The 20,595-nt window shown below is 56.6% G+C and carries 22 protein-coding genes; 9 read left to right on the forward strand and 13 right to left on the reverse strand.

Annotation, left to right across the window (positions count from 1 at the left end):
* Positions 1-198 precede the first annotated feature (198 nt).
* The 3 genes from C0039_RS01575 (at position 199) to C0039_RS01585 (ending at position 3,023) form a co-directional block, all read left to right on the forward strand.
* Entirely contained in the window at positions 199-693 is a 495-nt protein-coding gene (locus tag C0039_RS01575) for an Lrp/AsnC family transcriptional regulator (protein ID WP_101517059.1), read from the forward strand.
* A gap of 76 nt (positions 694-769) precedes the next feature.
* On the forward strand, positions 770-1,960 hold the full coding sequence (locus C0039_RS01580) for a multidrug effflux MFS transporter (RefSeq protein ID WP_101517060.1): 1,191 nt from the start codon (positions 770-772) through the stop codon (positions 1,958-1,960).
* A gap of 55 nt (positions 1,961-2,015) precedes the next feature.
* Positions 2,016-3,023 carry a cysteine synthase A gene (locus tag C0039_RS01585; RefSeq protein ID WP_076002187.1) on the forward strand — a complete coding sequence of 336 codons (1,008 nt, stop codon included), beginning with the start codon at positions 2,016-2,018 and terminating at the stop codon, positions 3,021-3,023.
* An 89-nt stretch (positions 3,024-3,112) separates the two neighbouring features.
* Here the strand turns inward: C0039_RS01585 and C0039_RS01590 are convergent, their stop codons facing one another.
* The 3 genes from C0039_RS01590 to C0039_RS01600 form a co-directional block, all read right to left on the reverse strand.
* The gene (locus C0039_RS01590; protein ID WP_075999701.1) at positions 3,113-3,745 is read right to left on the reverse strand and encodes a thiol:disulfide interchange protein DsbA/DsbL; all 633 of its coding nucleotides are present in this window, start codon (positions 3,743-3,745) and stop codon (positions 3,113-3,115) included.
* A 113-nt stretch (positions 3,746-3,858) separates the two neighbouring features.
* On the reverse strand, positions 3,859-4,482 hold the full coding sequence (locus C0039_RS01595) for a c-type cytochrome (protein WP_075999702.1): 624 nt from the start codon (positions 4,480-4,482) through the stop codon (positions 3,859-3,861).
* A gap of 35 nt (positions 4,483-4,517) precedes the next feature.
* Positions 4,518-4,811, reverse strand: coding sequence for a c-type cytochrome (locus C0039_RS01600; RefSeq protein WP_075999703.1), 294 nt, complete (start codon positions 4,809-4,811; stop codon positions 4,518-4,520).
* A gap of 116 nt (positions 4,812-4,927) precedes the next feature.
* On the opposite strand from C0039_RS01600, the gene yihA reads away from it, so the two are divergent.
* Both yihA and C0039_RS01610 read left to right on the forward strand, forming a co-directional pair.
* Positions 4,928-5,590: a ribosome biogenesis GTP-binding protein YihA/YsxC gene (gene yihA, locus C0039_RS01605; RefSeq protein ID WP_232334915.1), complete on the forward strand. Its 663-nt coding sequence runs from the start codon at positions 4,928-4,930 to the stop codon at positions 5,588-5,590.
* 291 nt (positions 5,591-5,881) lie between these two features.
* On the forward strand, positions 5,882-6,703 hold the full coding sequence (locus C0039_RS01610; RefSeq protein ID WP_075999704.1) for a M90 family metallopeptidase: 822 nt from the start codon (positions 5,882-5,884) through the stop codon (positions 6,701-6,703).
* On the opposite strand, the gene polA is transcribed toward C0039_RS01610, so the two are convergent.
* On the reverse strand, positions 6,700-9,417 hold the full coding sequence (gene polA / locus C0039_RS01615) for a DNA polymerase I (protein WP_075999705.1): 2,718 nt from the start codon (positions 9,415-9,417) through the stop codon (positions 6,700-6,702). The genes C0039_RS01610 and polA overlap by 4 nt on opposite strands.
* A gap of 366 nt (positions 9,418-9,783) precedes the next feature.
* Between polA and C0039_RS01620 the strand changes: the two genes are divergently transcribed.
* Positions 9,784-10,092, forward strand: a complete 309-nt coding sequence (locus C0039_RS01620; protein ID WP_075999706.1) for a hypothetical protein — start codon at positions 9,784-9,786, stop codon at positions 10,090-10,092.
* Positions 10,093-10,107: 15 nt separating this feature from the next.
* Here C0039_RS01620 and C0039_RS01625 read toward each other — a convergent pair whose 3' ends face one another.
* Genes C0039_RS01625 through C0039_RS01640 form a run of 4 tightly spaced genes read right to left on the reverse strand, consistent with a single transcriptional unit; the run spans position 10,108 to position 13,104 of the window.
* The gene (locus tag C0039_RS01625; RefSeq protein ID WP_075999707.1) at positions 10,108-10,782 is read right to left on the reverse strand and encodes an SCO family protein; all 675 of its coding nucleotides are present in this window, start codon (positions 10,780-10,782) and stop codon (positions 10,108-10,110) included.
* Positions 10,779-11,678, reverse strand: coding sequence for a heme o synthase (gene cyoE, locus C0039_RS01630; protein ID WP_075999708.1), 900 nt, complete (start codon positions 11,676-11,678; stop codon positions 10,779-10,781). The genes C0039_RS01625 and cyoE overlap by 4 nt, the downstream gene beginning before the upstream one ends.
* 7 nt (positions 11,679-11,685) lie before the next feature.
* Positions 11,686-12,345: a hypothetical protein gene (locus tag C0039_RS01635; RefSeq protein WP_075999709.1), complete on the reverse strand. Its 660-nt coding sequence runs from the start codon at positions 12,343-12,345 to the stop codon at positions 11,686-11,688.
* A gap of 3 nt (positions 12,346-12,348) precedes the next feature.
* Positions 12,349-13,104, reverse strand: coding sequence for an SURF1 family protein (locus C0039_RS01640; RefSeq protein ID WP_075999710.1), 756 nt, complete (start codon positions 13,102-13,104; stop codon positions 12,349-12,351).
* Between the two features lie 73 nt (positions 13,105-13,177).
* Between C0039_RS01640 and C0039_RS01645 the strand changes: the two genes are divergently transcribed.
* A complete protein-coding gene (locus C0039_RS01645; RefSeq protein ID WP_075999711.1) occupies positions 13,178-13,432 on the forward strand; it encodes a DUF2909 domain-containing protein in 255 nt (84 codons plus the stop codon).
* Positions 13,433-13,610: 178 nt separating this feature from the next.
* Here the strand turns inward: C0039_RS01645 and C0039_RS01650 are convergent, their stop codons facing one another.
* The 4 genes from C0039_RS01650 to coxB are packed head-to-tail and all read right to left on the reverse strand — an operon-like array spanning position 13,611 to position 17,936.
* Positions 13,611-14,582, reverse strand: a complete 972-nt coding sequence (locus C0039_RS01650) for a cytochrome c oxidase subunit 3 (protein ID WP_075999712.1) — start codon at positions 14,580-14,582, stop codon at positions 13,611-13,613.
* A gap of 40 nt (positions 14,583-14,622) precedes the next feature.
* Complete coding sequence (locus C0039_RS01655) at positions 14,623-15,180, reverse strand: cytochrome c oxidase assembly protein (RefSeq protein ID WP_075999713.1); 558 nt, start codon at positions 15,178-15,180, stop codon at positions 14,623-14,625.
* A gap of 14 nt (positions 15,181-15,194) precedes the next feature.
* Complete coding sequence (gene ctaD, locus C0039_RS01660) at positions 15,195-16,775, reverse strand: cytochrome c oxidase subunit I (RefSeq protein ID WP_075999714.1); 1,581 nt, start codon at positions 16,773-16,775, stop codon at positions 15,195-15,197.
* A gap of 15 nt (positions 16,776-16,790) precedes the next feature.
* Positions 16,791-17,936: a cytochrome c oxidase subunit II gene (gene coxB / locus C0039_RS01665; protein WP_101517061.1), complete on the reverse strand. Its 1,146-nt coding sequence runs from the start codon at positions 17,934-17,936 to the stop codon at positions 16,791-16,793.
* Between the two features lie 324 nt (positions 17,937-18,260).
* On the opposite strand from coxB, the gene C0039_RS01670 reads away from it, so the two are divergent.
* Complete coding sequence (locus C0039_RS01670; protein ID WP_101517062.1) at positions 18,261-19,595, forward strand: MATE family efflux transporter; 1,335 nt, start codon at positions 18,261-18,263, stop codon at positions 19,593-19,595.
* A gap of 67 nt (positions 19,596-19,662) precedes the next feature.
* Positions 19,663-20,295 carry a hypothetical protein gene (locus C0039_RS01675; RefSeq protein WP_101517063.1) on the forward strand — a complete coding sequence of 211 codons (633 nt, stop codon included), beginning with the start codon at positions 19,663-19,665 and terminating at the stop codon, positions 20,293-20,295.
* Here C0039_RS01675 and C0039_RS01680 read toward each other — a convergent pair.
* Complete coding sequence (locus C0039_RS01680) at positions 20,292-20,549, reverse strand: YheV family putative zinc ribbon protein (protein ID WP_198171862.1); 258 nt, start codon at positions 20,547-20,549, stop codon at positions 20,292-20,294. The genes C0039_RS01675 and C0039_RS01680 overlap by 4 nt on opposite strands.
* Between the last annotated feature and the right edge of the window lie 46 nt (positions 20,550-20,595).

The following is a 20,595-nucleotide window of genomic DNA, read 5'->3' on the forward strand; positions in this document are numbered from 1 at the left end:
CGGGTGATCGTTCAGCCAGGCGAGAAGTATAATCGGGACGGCGGAGCGAATGTTTGCAAATATCGCGCTAATTGGCTATTAATATGCAATCTATCACTAATGATATTACTTATATTAGAGTTATACGCTAATTTTAAGCTACTAGCTCTACTCTACAGGCTAAGCACAGAGACTTCACCACAAACACAGGGCAGTACCATGAAGCTGGATCGGATTGACCGGAAACTCCTCAAGGCCATGCAACAGAACAGCCGCAGCAGCAACCTCGAACTCGCCGAGCAGGTAGGCTTATCACCAACGCCCTGCTCGCGCCGCGTAAAGCGACTGGAGGAGTCCGGCATCATTCGGGGCCATGTCACCCTGCTCAACCAGTCCATGCTGGGACTGAAGATGACCGCCTATATCGGTATCAGCATGGACCGTCACACGCCGGATCGCTTCGAGGCTTTTGAGCAGGAGGTGATGACCTACCCGGAAGTAATGGAGTGTTCAGTGGTCACCGGACAATCCTCGGACTACCTGCTCAAGGCAGTGGTAGCCGATATGGAATACTACGAGAAGTTTCTGCTGGGAAGACTAACCCGTATTCCCGGAGTAACCGGTGTGCACTCCAGCTTTGAGCTGCGCCGCGTGATTCAGCGCACCGAACTGCCGCTGGGTCATATCGACGACGATACTATACTGCGCGACTAGTCCGCTGGTTGAAGATCGTGTGAACCCGGAGAAGTAACTTTCCATAGTCCTGCCCATAGGCTACCCTGCCCCGCCCATGGCGCACCGACACCTGAACCCCGATTCCCCCTGGCTGCTGGCTTTGCTCGCAGCCCTGGTCGCACTCGGCCCGCTCAGCGTCGATATGTACCTGCCGGCTATGCCCGTGATGATGCGCGCACTGGATACCGACATCGGGCATATGCACCTGACCCTGAGCACCTACCTGACCGGCTTCGCTGTTTTTCATCTCGCCTGCGGACCACTGGCAGACCGCTTCGGCCGCAAGCCATTGCTGGTCGGCGGCACACTGGTATTCGTGTGCGCATGCCTTGGTTGTGCGCAGTCAGATTCAGTGGAGGAGCTGCTGGTCTTCCGCTTTCTGCAGGGCCTGGGCGCCTGCGTGGGGCCCACGCTCGCCCGCACGGTCACCCGCGATATTTTCGGACCAAGGCGTGCCGCCAGGGCGCTGTCACTGATTGCCATGCTAATGGCACTGGGCCCGGCAGTGGCACCGACTCTGGGTGGATTCGTTTTGCTGGTATTGCCGTGGCCGGTGATCTTTATTTTTCTCGCTGTCTACGGCGCGCTGATGGTCTTGCTGATACAGGCCTACCTGCCCGAGTCACTACCGGGCCGCCAAAGCCTGCACCCTGTCAGCATTGCCCGTAACTATGCACAACTGATTGCAGACCCCTCTTTCCTCTCGGTCACGGTTGCCAGCGCGCTGGTGTACGGCGGCCTGATGGCCTACCTCTCGTCCTCAAGTTTCGTGTATATCGACATGCTTGGCGTGCCCGTCCAGTACTTTGGTTTTATTTTCACCTCCACTGTTGCGGGCTACATCGTGGGTAGCGGGATCAGCGCGCGCCTGGCCATCCGTTGGGAGTCGCGCCAGACCATGCTACTGGGCACTGCACTATGCGTGATGACCAGCGCCTGCATGTGGGCTGGAAACACACTGTATACGGACAGCATCTGGGTATTGTTGCTGCCCATGACGGGGTACGCTATTGGTATGGGCCTGGTGCTGCCTCATGCGATGGCGATCGCCATGGCACCATTCCCGCAGATGGCAGGAACCGCATCCGCCCTGCTCGGCTTCATACAGATGGGCTTGTCAGCAGTGAGCACCGCGCTGGTGGGGACACTGCTGACCGACAGTCCCCAGCCGATGTTGATGGCCATGGTCGCCGTGAACTGCGGTGCGCTGGTGTTGGCAGCCCGCGTATTCCTCAGGGACCGCTGACCCCAGACGGATGACTGTGGCATACTCTGCGGGCATTTTCCCGGGAGAACAGCTCGTGCACACGGCCTCTGATGTCACTCAACTCATCGGCAACACCCCTCTGCTCCACTTGAAGCAGGTCTCGGAGAAAACCGGCTGTACCATTCTCGGCAAGGCCGAATTTCTCAATCCGGGCGGCTCAGTGAAAGACCGTACCGCGCTGGGTATCATCCGCGCTGCGGAGGCTGCAGGTGAGCTGCAACCCGGTGGCCGCATCGTGGAAGGCACGGCCGGCAACACCGGTATCGGGCTCACCCTGCTGGCCAACGCACTGGGCTACCAGAGCACTGTGGTTATGCCTATTACCCAGAGCCGTGAAAAAATCGACTCTCTGGAGCTGCTGGGCGCCGACCTGCACCTGGTCGGCGCCACCTCCTATTCTGACCCAAAACACTATGTGCACACGGCCCGGCGACTCGCAGAAAAATATGCAGCCAAAGAAGACCGGGGGGCTATCTGGGCAAGGCAGTTCGACAACCCGGCCAACAGGGAAATCCATGCCAGTACCACAGGCAGGGAAATCTGGGAGCAGACCGACGGTAAGGTGGATGGCTTCATTTGCGCGGTGGGCACCGGCGGCACACTGGCGGGGGTGTCATGCGCACTGAAAGCAAAGAACCCTGACGTAAAGATAGGCCTGGCGGACCCCAGCGGTGCCTCACTATTCAACCACTTTACGTGCGGCGAGATGAAGCCCACTGAAGGGGGCTCTATCATTGAAGGCGTTGGCATCAACCACATTACCGACAATATTGCCGCAGCGGACATCGACAGCGCTTTCCATATTACCGATATGGAAGCCTTGCCCTATGTCTTTGACTTGTTGCGCAACGAGGGACTGTGCCTGGGTGGCTCCTCGGGTCTCAATATCGCCGGCGCTGTACACCTCGCGGAGGAGCTGGGCCCGGGACACACCATTGTCACAATACTCTGCGACTACGGCACCCGCTACCAGAGCAAGCTGTTCAATCCTGTGTTCCTGGAAAACAAGGGCTTGCCGGTGCCTGCCTGGTTACAAATCTAGTCGGCACGCCTTGAGCACAAGGCGCCCTACCCCGAAAAACGCGCACAAAAAAGCCCGGCTTCTGGCCGGGCTGGTTTACGTAACCGCTATTAACTCTCTTTGGCGGCGCGCTCTTTCGCGATCAGGAAGTCCGCAATTTTCAGCATATTTGCCGTGCTTCCTGCTTTGCGTGGGCCGATAAGGTACTTCCCGTTCACCATCATAGCCGGCGTGCCGGTAATCTTCGCCGCACGCGCGGTCGCATTCGCCTGGCTCACCTGGCTGCCAACGCCAAAAGAATTGTAGGCTTTGTAAAAGTCCTCTTCGGCGATCCCGTTCTGTACAAACAGCTCGGCAATTTCTCCGTCTGTGCGCAGCTGCTTGCGGTCCACGTTAAGGGCCTGGAAGATCACCTGGTCCATCTTCTCCTCAACGCCCAGGGCTCGCGATGCATAATAGGCTTTGGCGTGAAGCTCCATGGCGCCACCCCACATGGCGGGAATGCCGCGGAACGTCACGTCCTCAGGCAGTGTTTTCTTCCACTGCGCCAAAACAGGCTCAAAGGTGTAGCAGTGCCCACAGCCGTACCAGAAAAACTCCACCGCTTCTATCTTGTCCGGATCGGCGGTGCGAATGGCAGGGTTGATAACATCAAAATCCTTACCCGCCACATAAACGTCTTCCGCCTGCGCAGCGAACGGCAGTGTAAGTAGTGACAGGGTCAGTAAAACACGCTTTAGCATTGTGGTCATTCTCCTCGTTAACTCACGCCCCACTGAGACAGTGAAAAAGGCGCCGCGTTCGTTCGGGGATAAAAAAAGGCGGCATAGTGCCACCTTTCTTCACACGGGACGGGTTACTTCAAACCTGAAGCGTAACTGGCAACCGCATCGATTTCCTTATCGGAAAGGCCGAACGCATTAGTACGCATTATCATGATATCACCATCATTGGTGCGACCCGATTCATCTTCATAGCCCTTGCGATAGGACCGCAACTGCGCGGCTATGTAGTCCGCATGCTGACCAGCCAGCGCCGGGAAACCGGCCGGGGCGTTGCCTTTACCCGTGGGGGAATGGCAGGCCGAGCAGGCTGCGACGTTACGCTCTGCAACGCCCGCACGGTAAACCTTCTCGCCCAGCGCGACCAGCGACGGGTCAGCCTGACCACCAGAGCGAGGCTGCGCAGCGTAGAATGCAGCGATATTGGCCAGGTCCTGATCAGACATGTTGTCCACCTGACCTACCATGGTGGGCACGGGCCGGGCACCGTCGCGGATGTCCTTCAGCTGCTTGAGCAGGTATTTTTCACCCAGGCCCGCAAGCTTCGGAAACGTGGGCACCGCGCTGTTGCCATCTGCACCGTGACAGGCGCTACAGGTTACAGCCATCTCTTTACCGACGGCGGCGTCGCCCATCTGCGCAGAGGCAATTTGGGTCCAGCCCATCAACAGGCTGGCAAGAATTACAACTTTCTTCATGATGATTCCAGGGATAGCGAAATGAATCTGCCTGCTTACTCAGCGGGCTTGGCCATATATTCGATCATGGCCTTGTAGTCTTCGTCAGAGCAGTCAAAACACATACCCTTGGGCGGCATCGCGTTGAGGCCATTGTTGACTGAGGCTACGAGGACGTCCATACCTTTGGCCATGCGCGGCTCCCAGGCGGGGGCATCACCAGTCTTGGGCGCGTTCGCAGCACCGGTTGCGTGGCAAACAGCACAGCTCTTGTTGTACTTAGCCATGTCGAGTTCAGCCATGGCGCCAGTGGCAACAAGCATCAGGGCAGCAGCGATCATCTTTTTCATGCGGGACCTCCAGGTTGGTTTCGAGACATTAGCGCCTCGCAAGCAATTGATAACAGTCGAAAAAAGCTGTGGCATTATATACGAGATACTCACTCCTAAAAAGGCAATACCTCACAATGACTGACGAGGATCAAATGATCGCCCCTGCAGCGCCGGATTATCGCCAGGCACAGTATCTGACCAGCGCCGCCCGGTTCAACCAGTGTCCACCGGATGAAGGCTGGGAAGTCGCCTTCGCCGGCCGGTCAAATGCCGGAAAATCGAGTGCAATCAACAGCTTAACAAACAACAAGAAGCTCGCCAAGACATCCAAAACCCCTGGTCGCACGCAGCTGATCAACTTCTTTGAGCTGACTCCCACGCAACGCCTGGTTGATCTACCCGGCTACGGTTTCGCCAAAGTACCTGTTGCCGTGAAGAAAGAATGGACCCGGCAACTGGAAAATTACCTGGCCAAGCGGCAGTGCCTGCGCGGCATGATTCTGCTCATGGATGTGCGCCACCCCCTGCAGCCTTTCGACGAACAAATGCTGAACTGGGCGCTTACAGCGCACATGCCCGTACACATTTTGCTCACCAAGGCAGATAAATTGAAGAAAGGACCCGCCAATAACAGCCTGCTGGCGGTGCGCAAGGCGATGCAGGCTCACCAGGAGCTGGTCAGCGTACAGCTATTCTCGGCACTCAAGCACACCGGGCATGAGCAGTTAATACAGGTACTCAATAACTGGCTGACGGATGAGAGTGTCTATGACGATGAGGACATCGCGGACGCTTAGCCTCCCCTGGCTGGTCATTGGAACGGGTAGATACCGCGGGTGGGTGGTCAGTCACCTGGGGACCAGGCACATGGCTACCGGCTTGCTGCCTCCCACGGGCGCACCTCTCATGCGTAGGCAAAAAAAACCCGGTTGCCTCTAGGGGAAGGCAACCGGGCAACTAACGTCTCTGGGGAAAGAGACTTGCTCGCAAAGGTCCGTGGGGACGAACCTTTTCAGGGATAGTAGCGTTTGCTACCCGAAATATGACCGGGCATAGTGATAAAAGTTCAGCACAAATGGAAAATTCCTATGGACACGGCGTCACTTATTTTTTTACTGATCTGCGCCGTTGGCGTCGGCCTGTTTATCTACCAGACTTTTTGGCGGGACAAACTGATCCGTCGGCGGCGTTTCCCCCTGTCATGGAAAGAAACGCTCACCAACAACCTGCCTGTGTATGCTGCCCTCTCCCCGGCAGAGCGCGACCGGCTACACCAACTCATCCAGCTTTTCCTGGCGGAAAAAGACTTCTACGGTTGCGCCGGACTGGAGCTTACCGATGAGATACGCGTCACCATTGCCGGCCAGGCCTGCCTGCTCCTGCTCAACCAGAACTCCCCTGTGTATCCCTCTCTGATGTCGGTACTGGTCTATCCAGCCGGCTTTCGCGTGGACCGTGAAACAGTCCTCGACAACGGCACCCTGGCCCAGCAGGATCATCACCTGCTTGGTGAGTCATGGAGCAATGGCAAGGTCATACTTTCCTGGGATGATGTTGAAAAGGGTGCCGCCGACTTCAGCGATGGCCACAACGTCGTACTGCACGAGTTCGCCCACCAGCTGGACGGGCTTTCCGGGTCGACCAATGGTGCACCGCCACTGCATCGCAACAGCTACCAGTCATGGGCCAGGGTGTTCAGCGAGAACTTCGATGATCTACGCTCGCGCGCCTTCCGCGATCAGGCCACGGTAATGGACCAATATGGCGCCACCAACCCGGCAGAGTTCTTTGCGGTGGCAACCGAAACGTTTTTCGAGCGACCCCACGCATTGCACAAAACCCGGCCAGACCTCTTCGCCGAGCTCGTCGACTACTATCGCCTGGACCCCAGGCAATGGCATCAGGACTAGTGCGCCTCGTCCCAATTTTTACCGGCGCCAGATTCCACCAGTAACGGCACAGACAAGTCTGCGGCGCCAGCCATTAAGCTACACAACTCACTGCTCACGGCATCCACTTGAGCAGTGGCAACTTCCAGCACCAGTTCGTCATGCACCTGCATGATCATCCTCGCATCCGCATCGCCCCGCTCCAGCCACTCATCGACGGCCAGCATGGCACGCTTGATAATATCCGCAGCAGTGCCCTGCATGGGCGCGTTGATCGCGGTGCGCTCGGCCGCCTGTACCCGCATCTTATTGCGGGCATTGATTTCCGGCAGATACAGTCGACGGCCAAACATTGTCTCCACGTAACCCTGTTCCCTGGCAAGTGCGCGGGTACGGTCCATATACTCAGCAACGCCAGGATAACGCTGGAAGTACCGGTCAATATACTCCTGGGCCTCACTTCGCCCCAGGTGTAACTGCTTGGCCAGGCCAAACGCTGACATGCCGTAAATCAGGCCGAAGTTGATCGCCTTAGCCTTGCGTCGCTGATCTCCGGACACTTCCTCAAGGTCGACCTCGAAGACCTCGGAGGCCGTTGCCCGGTGGACATCCTGTCCTTCCTTGAACGCCTTGAGCAGGCCCTCATCGGCAGAGAGGTGGGCCATGATGCGCAACTCAATCTGTGAGTAGTCAGCGGCAACGATGCGGTAGCCATCTGGCGCCACAAAGGCCTGTCGAATTCGCCTGCCCTCCTCCGTGCGAATGGGAATGTTCTGCAGGTTCGGATCTGAGGACGACAGGCGACCGGTGGCGGCCACCGCCTGATGGTAGGAGGTATGCACCCTGCCCGTACGCGCATTCACCATCTCCGGTAGCTTGTCGGTATAGGTAGACTTGAGTTTGGACAGGCTGCGATATTCCAGAAGCAACTTCGGGAGCGGATAGTCGAGCGCCAGTTCCACCAGCACATCTTCCGCCGTGCTGGGCGCGCCTTTGGGGGTTTTCTTGATGACCGGCAGGTTCAATTTTTCAAACAGGATTTCCCCCAGTTGCTTGGGCGAGCCGAGATTGAACTCCTGTCCGGCCAGATCGTAGGCTTGCGACTTTAGCTCCTCCAGCCGCTTTCCCAGTTCACCGCTTTGTTTATGCAGTAATTCGGCAGAGATCAACGCCCCCTGCCTTTCAATTTTTGACAGCACTGAAACCAGCGGCAACTCAATGTCCCTGAATACACTAGCCAGGCTTTGCTCCGCTTCCAGCTTTGGCCACAGCGCCTGGTGCAGGCGCAGGGTGATATCTGCATCCTCGGCTGCATATGGCCCCGCCTCTTCCACTTTGACCTGGTTGAACGTCAGCTGCTTTGCACCCTTCCCGGCAATGTCTTCGAAATGAATGGTGTTCTGCCCCAGGTATTTCAGCGCCAGGCTGTCCATGTCGTGACGAGTGGCAGTGGAGTCCAGCACATAGGACTCAAGCATGGTGTCATAGGCGATGCCGCGCAGGGTGATGTCATGGTTGGCCAGCACACTGGCATCATATTTCAGATTCTGCCCCACCTTTGCCTGATCGGGGTCCTCTAACAGCGGTTTTAGCTGTGCAAGCACATCGGCCCGGTCCAGTTGCTCGGGCGCGCCGAGGTAATCATGGGCAAGCGGCACATAGGCCGCCCTCCCCGCCTCGACTGCAAAGGACACACCAACGATCTGGGCCTCCATATAATTGAGGCTGGTGGTTTCGGTATCGAAGGCAAACAGCCCGGCCTCGTGCAGTGTTTCTATCCAGCTGTCCAGCGCCGATTGGGTGGTAACAATCTCATAGTCGGTCTCCACCTGCTCCGCCGTTGTCGCTACCTCACCCTCCGCCAATAGCTCGTCCAGCCACCCGCGAAACTCCATCCGCGTGAACCAGTCGACCAGTGCCTCCCGGTCCGGTACGCCGTTAACCAGTTCTTCCGGGGCCAGGTTTAGTTCCACATCCGTTTTAATGGTGGCAAGTTCGTGTGACAGCAAGGCATTAGCCCGCTCTGCTTCCAGTTTTGGTGCCAGACTCTTTGCGCCGCGAAATGGCTGGTCTGCCACTTTTTCCAGAGAGCTGTAAATACTTTCAAGCCCGCCCAGCCCCTTGATAAGACCCGCCGCTGTTTTTTCACCGACCCCGGCTACACCGGGAATGTTGTCGGCTTTGTCGCCCATCAGGGCAAGAAAGTCGATAAATAGATCCGCAGAGAAGCCATACTTCTCCTCGACAGCAGCCTCGTCCAATACCGTATCAGTCATCGTGTTGACCAGGGTGGTGTGCTTGTTCACCAACTGCACCATATCCTTGTCACCGGTGGACACCACCACATCCCTGCCCTGCTCGCTAAGCTGCCGGGCCAGCGTGCCGATCACATCGTCAGCCTCGACGCCTGGTACACAGAGAAACGGCAAGCCCATCGCCTGGACGATGGCGTGTATAGGCTCTATCTGCTCCCGAAGTTCATCGGGCATGGGCGGTCGATTCGCCTTGTACTCAGGATAAATATCGCTGCGGAAAGTTGTGCCCTTGGCATCGAATACCGCGACCACCGGTGAGCCGGGGTACTGGGCCAACAGCTTCCGCAACATGCTGATCACTCCGCGCACAGCGCCGGTGTTGTGACCACTGGACGTGGTGAGCATAGGGAGCGCATGAAACGCCCGAAAGACGTAGGACGAACCGTCAACGAGCACGATGGGAGAGGCTTGCTTGGACATAGGTCAACGCTAGAACACAGACAGGGAAAGTACACGCCGAGAGCCCGGGGCATCCGACGCGCGCGTACCGCGATTAAAGCCGATCCGGTTGCAAATTGCCATGCAAGGGTAACCCCAATCAGCGACAGCTAGAAGGCGATACTTCTTACCACACTATTGTTACCCCTGGGAAAGCCGCCGCGCAGCTACCCAGCCAGCATTGAAGCCGTGACCATTTTTCAGTTTTTATCGACTTTTGGCGACACATGACATCAATTTAGGCCAATTAGTCGTGATGACACAGGCTCTTCAGGCTACTGGCAGGGAGCAGGTGATCCGGCGCATTGGTGCCGGCGTAACAATCGGTAACAAACTGGGAGCAGCACCATGAAAACCTACATCACCGCTTCACTTGCAGCAGTCGCCCTGTTGGGCAGCCTTCACTTACAGGCCCATGAGGGCATCACTAACCTGCCGAGCACCCCTGTACCCGGCGCACTGGCCACGTCCGGTGCAACGTCATATGGCACCAACCACTATAGAACGCAGTATGAAATCAGCGATTTACTTGCGGCGGTCGCCGAGGACGCAGGCGCCGAGCTTAGCAAGCTCCTGGGCAGGGCGCTCGCCAGGAAAGAGGGCAGCAAAGCTCCTATTGCGGATAGGCAGACAGAGAAGGTAGCAAGCGCTTACTAAGTACAGGCGCCTTTACTACAGGCCCTTTTCCCAGAGAATCCGGGCGGAGCGGAAGGTTACCTTCATCTTCGCCTGATCCAGCGGGGTCTTGAAAAAGCCATGATAGTCGCCCCGTGGGTTTATAAGTACCACATTGGCACTATGGTCCACCAGATAGTTCGCTTCCTGCCCTGGAACTTTCCGAAAGGGCGTATTTAACGCTGTCGCGAAGCGATGGATATCCAGAAACTCCCCGGTCACGCCGATAAAGTCGTCATTAAAATACGGAATGTACTCCGCTAGTTGCTGCACAGTATCTCGCGCTGGATCTACTGACACCATCACCACCTGCGTATCCTCTGCCTCCGTGCCCTGCAGTTGTGCCATGAACGTGTCAAGGAAAGCCATCGTCGTGGGGCAGATATCCGGACAGTATGTGAAGCCGAAGAACACCAGGCTCCAGCGTCCTTCAAGGCGATCCCGCCCAAACGCCTCGCCATGATGGTCAATCAGCTTTAGTTCTCCGAAATTTCTTGGCGTTTGCAGCAAATAAAGGCCGTTTACCTTCATTTCTGCAGGGGTCATCACCCGTGGTTGCTGAATGCGATAGACGAATCCACCGACAATCACGGCAATAAACAAGAGAACAATAGAGACAGTCAGCCTGATATTACGGGTCTGGCGCCGCGGGCGGCCACTGGAATCGCTCATAGGGTACTCACCGGGAAAATATAGTGGTCAAGCAGCATTATTACGAACAGCGCCATCAGGTAAATGATCGAATACTTGAAGGTTTCCATAGGCGCCTTGGGGTTTTTGCCGCGCATCAACTCAATAGCCCAGTAGAGGAAGCCGCCACCCAGAACCACGGCACCAAGCAGGTAGAGCGGGCCGCTCATGCGCGTGGCATAGGGCATAAGCGTAATCAGGAACATGATGATGGTGTACAACAGTATCTGCAACTTGGTGAAAGCCACGCCGTGCGTGACCGGCAACATGGGAATCCCCACTGCGGCGTATTCTTCCCGGCGATGAATCGCCAGGGCCCAGAAATGGGGTGGCGTCCAGGCGAAGATTATCAATACCAGGAGGAGGGCGTGGCCATGGATATGTCCAGTTACCGCGGTCCAGCCGAGCAGGGGAGGGGCCGCACCCGCAAGCCCGCCAATGACGATATTCTGCGGCGTCGCGCGCTTGAGGAACATTGTGTAAACAAAGGCGTACCCGACCAGGGAGGCCAGGGTCAGCCAGGCAGTTAGCGGGTTGATGAATACCAGCAGGATGGTCATCCCCAGGCCGCCGATTATCAGCGCAAACGCTGCCGCCTGCAGGTTGCCCACACGACCCGTCGCCACGGGCCGATTGTGCGTGCGGGTCATCTGCTGGTCCACGCGCTGGTCGACCAGGTGATTGACGGCGGCGGCCGCGCCGGCACAGAGTGCAATGCCCAGGTTGCCAAGAATGAGCACATCCAGCGGAACCATGCCCGGAACAGCCATAAACATCCCGATGGCCGAAGTAAGAATCATCAGCAGCACAACATTGGGCTTGGTCAGCTCCTTGTAGTCGCGCCAGGTGGCCGCGTCAGTGCTTTGCAAATCTGGCATAGGACGCTTACTCACTGGAATTCTTCAGCAGGAACTTGAGGTCAGAGATCACATCCTTGTAATGAATCCCATCATTGTAGGACATCATCACCCAGCCAGCCGGATCAACCAGGTACCAGGTACTGTCATTGGTTAACTCCTCAGGAAACAGTGAGCGATAGCTGCCCTCGGCCAGGGCAAGTGCGATGGTGCCACGGTGCTCAGTAGCCAGCAGGTCTTCAAAGCTGGGCGGGGCGGGGAGTTGGTCGCTCAGCTCTGTCACCCCAAGCTGAGTGTCTCCCGCCACTGTTTCGCTGAGGTAGAGCCGACCTATACGATTAAAGCCCTTACCCATGGCGACGTGTATCTGCCGGGTCAGGTAAAGATTATGTTCGCAGGCCTGGTCACAAACAGGGCCTTCGTTGGCGATCAACAGCCACCACTTGCGCGGCAGGTCCTGGTACCTGATCGCCGCTCCGGTATCCTCAGTCATCGCCACATCGTCGAGCTGGCGTGGCGGTTGTACCAGCTGGCCGCTGTTGGCAGTCCCGATCGCGCCTACCAGGTCGAGCTCACCGTTAATCACGAAGTACCACAGCCAGGTTGCTGCCAGGATCATGGTCAGCGGTATGCCGGCTATTGTCAGTAGAACCAGGCGATTATTTCTGGCTTGTTTAGCGTTTTCCATAATTTACTCTTGCCTGGAGCCCTTGCCCCGAATCAGCTGCCAAAGATTGCTGCTACGCAGTATGTATATCACCGCTAGCGCGAAAGCCATTGCGAACCATTGCACGGCATAACCGTGGTGCTTTTCCGGGCTAGCATTAATAATCTGCCAGTCCACGGCCAACGCGCCGGGCTGGTTAGCGTCTATACGCACCGGATACGGGAACAGGCGCTCATCATCCGTTTCCACTGCGGAGCGTATTTTATCCATTTCCACCGCCTGAATCTGCTTTGGCCATTGCACAGGAAGATTCTCATCCGCCAACAGATAAGGCTGGCCAGGCGTGACATAGACATGACCAGTAATACGCACAGTGCCGGGCACCAGTGGCACGCTGGGCGCTACCTGGCGACTCGGGTCCGCCTGCACCCACCCTCTGTTGACCAGAGCCAGGCCTCCGCCGTCCAGTTCGAATACCGTCAATACCTCGTTGCCGTAACGCCGCTGTGACATGCGGTTATCCAGCAGGAAATACTCGCTCTCCCTGAAGCGCCCCGACAGGGCTACCGGCAGATAAGCTAAGGCCACAGAATCTGCCTGCCAGACCTCCGCAAGCGGGGCAGGGGGGCGGGCCTGCTGCTGCTCAAATGCCATGGCCAACGCCGCCTTCTCCTCAGCCCGATGCAATTGCCAGAACCCCAGGGAAATCAACAGAGGCAATAACGCCAGCGTGAACAGGGTAATACGCCACTCGAAGTCAAATTCAAGCCTGGTGGCCATCACCCGCACTCCACTGCACGCCCGCGGCCAATAGCTGGTTTATAATGCATGCTCACCTTCGGAGGCATTCCTTTTGTTAAAAGCAGCGATAATCATTCTGATGCTGGCCCTGGTCGCCAGCCTGGGCAGTGGATTCTACTACCTGATGATGGATCAGGGGGACAAAACCAAGCGCCGCACCTTCCACTCACTGGGCGCCCGCCTCACCCTTGCCCTGGCATTGATGGGTCTGATTGTCTACGGCGTAGCCACCGGAAAACTCGGCCATCGCAACCCCTGGGATGGCGGGCCTATTCCAATCTCCGGACCAGAGCCCGGCTCGCAGTAGTTCAGACCGGGCGCTGTCGCATGGCTGGGCCACCTGGGCCCCACCGGCCTGCTCTGTGCTACCAGAGGGTGCTAACGTCAAACCCTTAACGCGGCATCCCCGCGTGGGCGGGGATCCAGAACCGTTTCTTCTGGACCCCCGCCCACGCGGGGATGCGTTTTTTCTCTGGCTGCCGGGTCTAGAGGATATAGACAAACAGGAAGAGGAACACCCAGACCACATCTACGAAATGCCAATACCAACTTGAGGCTTCAAAGCCGAAGTGATCATCTGCAGTGAAATGCCCATTCAGGCTGCGGAACAACTGGATAGCCAGCATGGTCATCCCCATAAACACGTGGAAGCCATGGAACCCGGTGAGCATAAAGAAGGTTGAACCATAGATACCGGAGTTCAGGGTCAGGCCGAAGTGAGCATAGGCCTCGTAATATTCATAGAACTGCACAAAGAGAAAGATCACACCCAGGGCAACGGTTATGGCCAACCACAGATTAAACTTCTTCTTGTTGCCATCGAGGATACCCATATGGGCAACGTGGCAGGTGAAGCTGGAGGTCAACAGTATGATGGTGTTCCACAAGGGCAGCCATTTGTACCAGGCAGCGGCTTCTGAAAACGCCATGGTGGTCTCGGCAGAGGTGAAAGAACCATTGTTGGCGATGGGTTGACTCGCCGCTCCACCGACCGCTTCCTGCGGTGTCAGGGCCATTGGCCAGGAAAACTCAAACCCTTCCCACAAGATGCCATTCATGCGCCCGCCATCTCCTTCACCGGCGAGCCAGGGGCCTACCAGCGTGCGCACGTAGAAAAGCGCGCCAAAAAAGGCGAAAAAGAACATTACTTCTGAAAAGATGAACCAGAACATTCCCAGCACATAAGACTTTTTCATTTGCGCGCTGTTCATGCCCGCAATGTTTTCCTTGATCGCCTGGCGGAACCAGGCGAACAGGGTTGCCACAAACCAGAACAGGCCAAACAAGAAGATTGACCACGAATTGGTAGACTCGTTGGGGTCCCCAAAGGTCATGTCATTCATGATGCTCGCGGCACCAAAAATAGACAGGATCAGGCCAATTGTTGCCATGATCGCCATCTTGCTCTGCTCCGGTACGTAATACTTCTCGTACTCGGTAGAGGTCGGATTACTCATTTTATTTCTCCGTTAATTCGCAGGTTCCCCAACCTGCGCCTCAGCGAACAGCTACGCCGCCCGCCATTTCTGTTACATCAAAAATCGTGTACGACAATGTGATCGTGCGGATATCCCGCGGCAGGTCCATGTCGACAATAAACTGCAAGGGCATCTCCGCCGAACTCTCACCGTCCAGCGGCTGTTGGTTAAAGCAGAAACACTCTGTCTTGTGGAAATACTCAGCGGCCCGGGCCGGGGACACACTGGGGATCGCCTGCGCAACCATTGCTTCAGGCAGTGGATTGCGGGCATGGAAAACCGTGTCGTTTACCGCGCCAGGGTTCACCTTCATGACTGTCACGCTGGGGCCGAAGTCCCAGGGCATGCCCTCGTTATTAGTGGCGACAAACTGGATCGTAATCTCGCGACTGTCGTCCACTCCAGCCTGCACAGAGCTGTAGGCCTCACCCGAGGTCTTACCATTGATGCCCAGCGCGTCGCACAAAACGTCATACAGTGGCACCATGACCACGAACACAAAAGCAAACATGCCGATCGCTACCGTCACCAGCTTGATGACGGTATCGACATTGGCATTTTCACTAATCCGTATCACTTGCCTTGGGCCTCTCAGGAGTGCGCGTGAGCCGGGTCAATCCTGGGCGGTGTTTCAAAGGTGTGATAAGGCGCCGGGGTGGCTACAGTCCACTCCAGGCCTTCCGCACCGTCCCAGACTTTCTCGTCAGACGTTGGCTTGCCAGAAACGATAGTCGCGATCACGTTGTAAAGGAACAGGATCTGCGAGGCGCCGTAGATAAACGCACCGATCGAGGACATCATATTGAAGTCCGCAAACTGCAGCGCGTAGTCCGGGATACGCCGTGGCATGCCTGCCAGCCCCACAAAGTGCTGCGGGAAGAAAGCCAGGTTGAAGCCAACGAAGGATATCCAGAAGTGCGTCTTGCCCATGGCCTCGTTGTACATACGGCCACACCACTTGGGCAGCCAGTAATAGATAGCAGCCGTCATGGAGAACACCGCGCCGGCAACCATCACATAGTGGAAGTGAGCCACAACGAAGTAGGAGTCATGATACTGGAAGTCAGCAGGGGCAATGGACAGCATCAACCCTGTGAAACCACCGATAGTGAACAGTATCAGGAAGCCGATGCTGAACAGCATTGGCGTCTCAAAGGTCAAAGAGCCGCGCCACATGGTAGAGATCCAGTTGAATACTTTCACGCCCGTGGGCACCGCAATCAACATGGTCGCATACATGAAGAACAACTCGCCTGCTACCGGCATCCCCACCGTGTACATGTGGTGTGCCCAGACGATAAAGGACAGGAAAGCAATCGCAGCGGTGGCGTAAACCATTGAGTCGTAGCCGAACAGCGGCTTGCGGGAAAACGCGGGAATGATCTGCGAAACCACACCAAACGCCGGCAGGATAATGATGTACACCTCAGGGTGGCCGAAGAACCAGAATATGTGCTGGAACAGGACCGGATCACCGCCACCAGCGGCGGAGAAGAAGCTGGTACCAAAGTGGATATCCATCAGCATCATGGTGACAGCTCCGGCTAGAACCGGCATTACGGCAACCAGCAGGAAGGCAGTAATCAGCCAGGTCCATACGAATAGCGGCATCTTCATATAGGTCATACCGGGGGCACGCATATTCATCACCGTGGCGATGATGTTGATAGAGCCCATAATTGAAGACAGGCCCAGCACGTGTACCGAGAAGATGAAAAGGGTGACCGAAGGTGGTGCATATGTAGTGGACAGCGGAGCGTAGAATGTCCAGCCGAAGGCCGGAGCACCGCCTTCCATGAACAGTGTGGAGGCCAGCATCAGGAAAGTAGGAGGCAGGATCCAGAAGCTCCAGTTATTCATCCGTGGCAGCGCCATATCTGGCGCGCCTATCATCAGCGGAATCATCCAGTTGGCCAGGCCAACGAAGGAGGGCATGATCGCGCCGAATACCATTACCAACCCGTGCAGGGTGGTCATCTGGTTAAAGAAGGCAGGTTCTACCAACTGCATGCCTGGCTGGAACAGCTCGGCACGGATGATCATGGCAAATGCGCCGCCAAGAATGAACATGGCAAATGAGAACCACAGGTACATGGTTCCGATGTCTTTGTGATTGGTGGTAAATAGCCACCGGGTAATGCCCTTCGCAGGACCGTGGTGATGATCGCCCATCGTTATCTCCTCCGATTAGCCTTTCTTGAAGTTGAAGACGTCAATGGGCTGAACCATGTCGCCCATATTGTTGCCAAACGCGTTACGCTGGTAGGTAATAACGGCCGCCATATCGACGTCGTTCAGCTGACCACCAAAGGCCTGCATCGCGGTACCGGGTACACCATTGACGCCTATCTCCAGGTGACCGGGCAAAGCGCCAGTCGCGATAGCACTTCCCGCGATCGCTGTACCCACACCACCTTCGCCGCCACCGCCGTGGCAAGCCAGGCAATTGCGCTCATAGACAGCCTTACCGCGCTCCATCAGCTCATCCATGGAGAAGGTCTGCGCCATCAACTCCTTGATCTGCGCGGCCTCGGCTTGCTTGGTGTCCAGCCACTGAGCGTATTCATCCTCGCTCACCACGTTAACAACGATGGGCATAAAGCCGTGGTCCTTGCCGCAAAGCTCGGCACACTGGCCGCGGAAAACTCCCTCCTGGGCTGTGCGTGTCCATGCTTCATTAATAAAGCCGGGAACTGCGTCTTTCTTTACCGCAAGCTCAGGAACCCACCAGGAGTGGATAACGTCATTGGCCGTGACCAGGAAGCGAACTTTGGTGTCGGCAGGCAGAACCAGGGGCTCATCCACTTCCAGCAAATAGTGCTCGCCTTTGTCTTCGACGTTGTAAATTTCGCTCTGGCTGGTACGCAGGTTGCTGAAGAAGCTGACGTTCTCGCCCTGCTCATTGAGATACTCGTACTTCCACTTCCACTGGTATCCGGTAACCAGGACGTCCATCTCGGCGTCGTCGTTATCGTAGATTTTCAGTAGTGTGGAGGTGGCGGGAAAGGCCATCCCGATAAGGATGAAGAAGGGGATAACCGTCCAAGCGATCTCCACCTTGGTGCTTTCATGAAATGTAGCTGGTTCATGACCCTTGGATTTACGGTGAGCATAGATGGAGTAGAACATCACTCCGAATACGCCGACACCAATAACTACACAGATCCACAGGATCAGCATGTGCAGGTTATAAATTTCCTTGCCCACTTCCGTCACACCCGGCGTCATATTCACCTGGCTCACTTCGCCGCCGGCAGCCAGCGCAACCGCACTCAACAGCATCAGCACAGGACCAAGCGCGAGCCCGAACAACCGCTTCGCTTTAAAACACATTTCCCGTGTCTCCATTACTCACTAAATTGATTTCCCCACAACCGGTCTTTTTTATCCTCTGTTCGCGCGTTTCGAAGACACTTCGCCCTAAAACGAACCGTCGTCTGACCACCGGGTTACCGACGGACAGTCGCCACGGACAGGGTATGATTTACCAGCTGACTCACTTTTGCCGCTGGTGCGACATTTCGACGCACCGGCAAACCGCCGGAAGTATAACCGCAGTCATTGACAATACCAAAGCATTTAGTGCCCACTGATCAGTCGCCCAGGCCTTACCCCAAGCGGGCTTGGCCCCGTTCGAACCGCCTCTAAAGACAATATATGCAGAGCAACAAACAGCTGGACCACAAAATCTGGGGCATAGCCTGGCCAGCTATTCTCTCCAATATATCCATACCGATGTTGGGTTTGGTTGACTCAGCCATACTGGGCCATCTCGACAGCAGCAACTATCTCGGCGCCGTTGCAATCGGCGCAGCACTGCTCTCTTTTCTGTACTGGGGCTTCAGTTTCCTGCGCATGGGTACCACCGGCCTTGTCGCCCGCGCCGAGGGGGCTGGGGACAACTACCGTTCTATATTGATACTCGCTAGATCCAGCGTGCTGGCCCTGGGCCTGGCCGCGCTCATATTGCTGTGCCACCAGCCGTTGATCAGTTTGGGTCTTTGGCTAATGGCGCCGGATGCGGAATTACAGCCCCTGACCGCGTCCTATGCAGGTATTCGAATCTACAGTGCTCCTGCAGTGCTGGTAACCTATACCGTGGTCGGCTGGTTCATTGGTCGGCAGGATACGCGTTGGCCTATGGTGATTGTCATCATTACCAACCTGACCAACATCGCCCTGGATTTCCTGCTGATCATGGGTCTGGGCTTGTACAGTGACGGTGCCGCAATAGCTACAGTCTGCGCCGAGTACCTGGGCTGTGCTATCGCTCTGTTCGCAGTCTTCAGAAAGCTGCCTCCCATAAACTGGCCAGACCTGGCAATAGATTTAACAGAAGCGAATGCTTACAAACATATCATGCAGAGCAATCGTCACCTGTTTGTGCGCACGCTTTGTCTGCTGTTCAGCTTCGCCTTTTTCACCGCCCAGGGCGAGAATCTAGGCACCGAGGTCCTCGCCGCCAACACCCTGATGATGCAACTTATGATGATGGCCGCCTACGGCATGGACGGCTTCGCCTTTGCCGCCGAGGGCCTCTGCGGACAGTCCCTGGGGGCCGGACAACTTCAGGCTTTTCACCGGACCGTACGACGCTGTGCCCTGTGGACCGCGATCGCCGCCGGGACGGTGAGCTTCAGCCTGTGGTCACTGCAGCTGGTCCTGGTAGATCTACTGACAGGACTGGATTCTGTAAAAGAACTTATGTTGCTGTATTTTCCGTGGCTCATCGTGCTGCCCCTTGCGGCAGGGCCCAGCTATTTACTTGACGGGATATTTATCGGTGCCGCTGAGACACATTACATGATGTCGACCATGCTACTCAGTGTATCCGTCATCTATCTGCCCCTGTGGTATCTCACCCTGGGCATGGGCAACCACGGTCTCTGGCTGGCTTTCACCGCCTTTAATCTTGCTCGCGGGCTCACGCTGTTCTACTGGTTTGCTCGCCTCACTCGCGAACAGCGCTGGTTACCCGCAAATCAGAGCTAGCCAATCCCGCGGATTGTACTAGCCTGAAGCAAGAGCTTCGTCCGCAACACGCGACCCGGGCCGTACCATGACTACAGCCGGCATCAGAGAGACGATCACCGCCGCCCTTGCCCATGAGCAGGAGACGGGGGCCTTTCACGGGTTGCTGACGGAGCGCCTGCCAGCGCTGCATGAAAAGCTGGTGCTACCCGTCGACAAACCACTCGCCGCCCTGATGGCCTTTGTGGTGAATTACATCGAAAGCGTCCCGGGCAGTATCAACCTGGTCACTGCAATCAGCAAGCAGCAAGGCTTTCATGACTACGCCGCTCCCTTCCTGCACATGGCAGAAGACTATTTTTTACAGCCCCCGGACGTGTTATCCGATGACGAGGGGTTGGAGGCCGTGCTGGATGAAGCCTTTCTTGCCCATCGATTACTGGAAGAGGTCAACGACCACCACATTCGCCACCTGCAAAGGCCGCTGCTGCCGCTGGATATGACCGAGGCGAACCTGGTGGTGCATTACCTTCTCGGGGACGAACTGGCCACTCGCCTCGAGCGCCTGGTGCAGTTTGCCGCCTCACACCACCTGGAGAGAGAGTATGTTTGGGAGCGGGTCAAAAGCCGTGCAGGCACAGGGCCTGGTCCTTCGGTGCTGATTTCGAGCAGTTCGCTGACCCGGTCCGACCAGACAATCAGGCTTCGCCTGGGATACTAATCTTCGTTCTTTCGCGGGTCGATGAGGGTCACCGCTTCGGCAGGGGTTTCCACGCGACGGGCGGCGGCACGGCTGACCCGCGTGGGCAGTTCCTGTGCCGTATTGTCTTGCGGTCGCGCTTCACTGAAATTACAGGCTACGCACTCCCGGGTCTGGGTTTCCATATCCACTACGATCTTGTCCATCTCACCGCAACGAGGACACACCGCCCCGGCGATGAAGCGACGGCGTCGTGAAGTTGTGTTCATGTTCATCTGGACTGGCCACTGGCGAAAACTGTGGCTATTGTAGCAGCCCTCA

The sequence above is a fragment of the Pseudohalioglobus lutimaris genome (assembly GCF_002866825.1).
Classification (GTDB): Bacteria; Pseudomonadota; Gammaproteobacteria; order Pseudomonadales; family Halieaceae; genus Halioglobus; species Halioglobus lutimaris.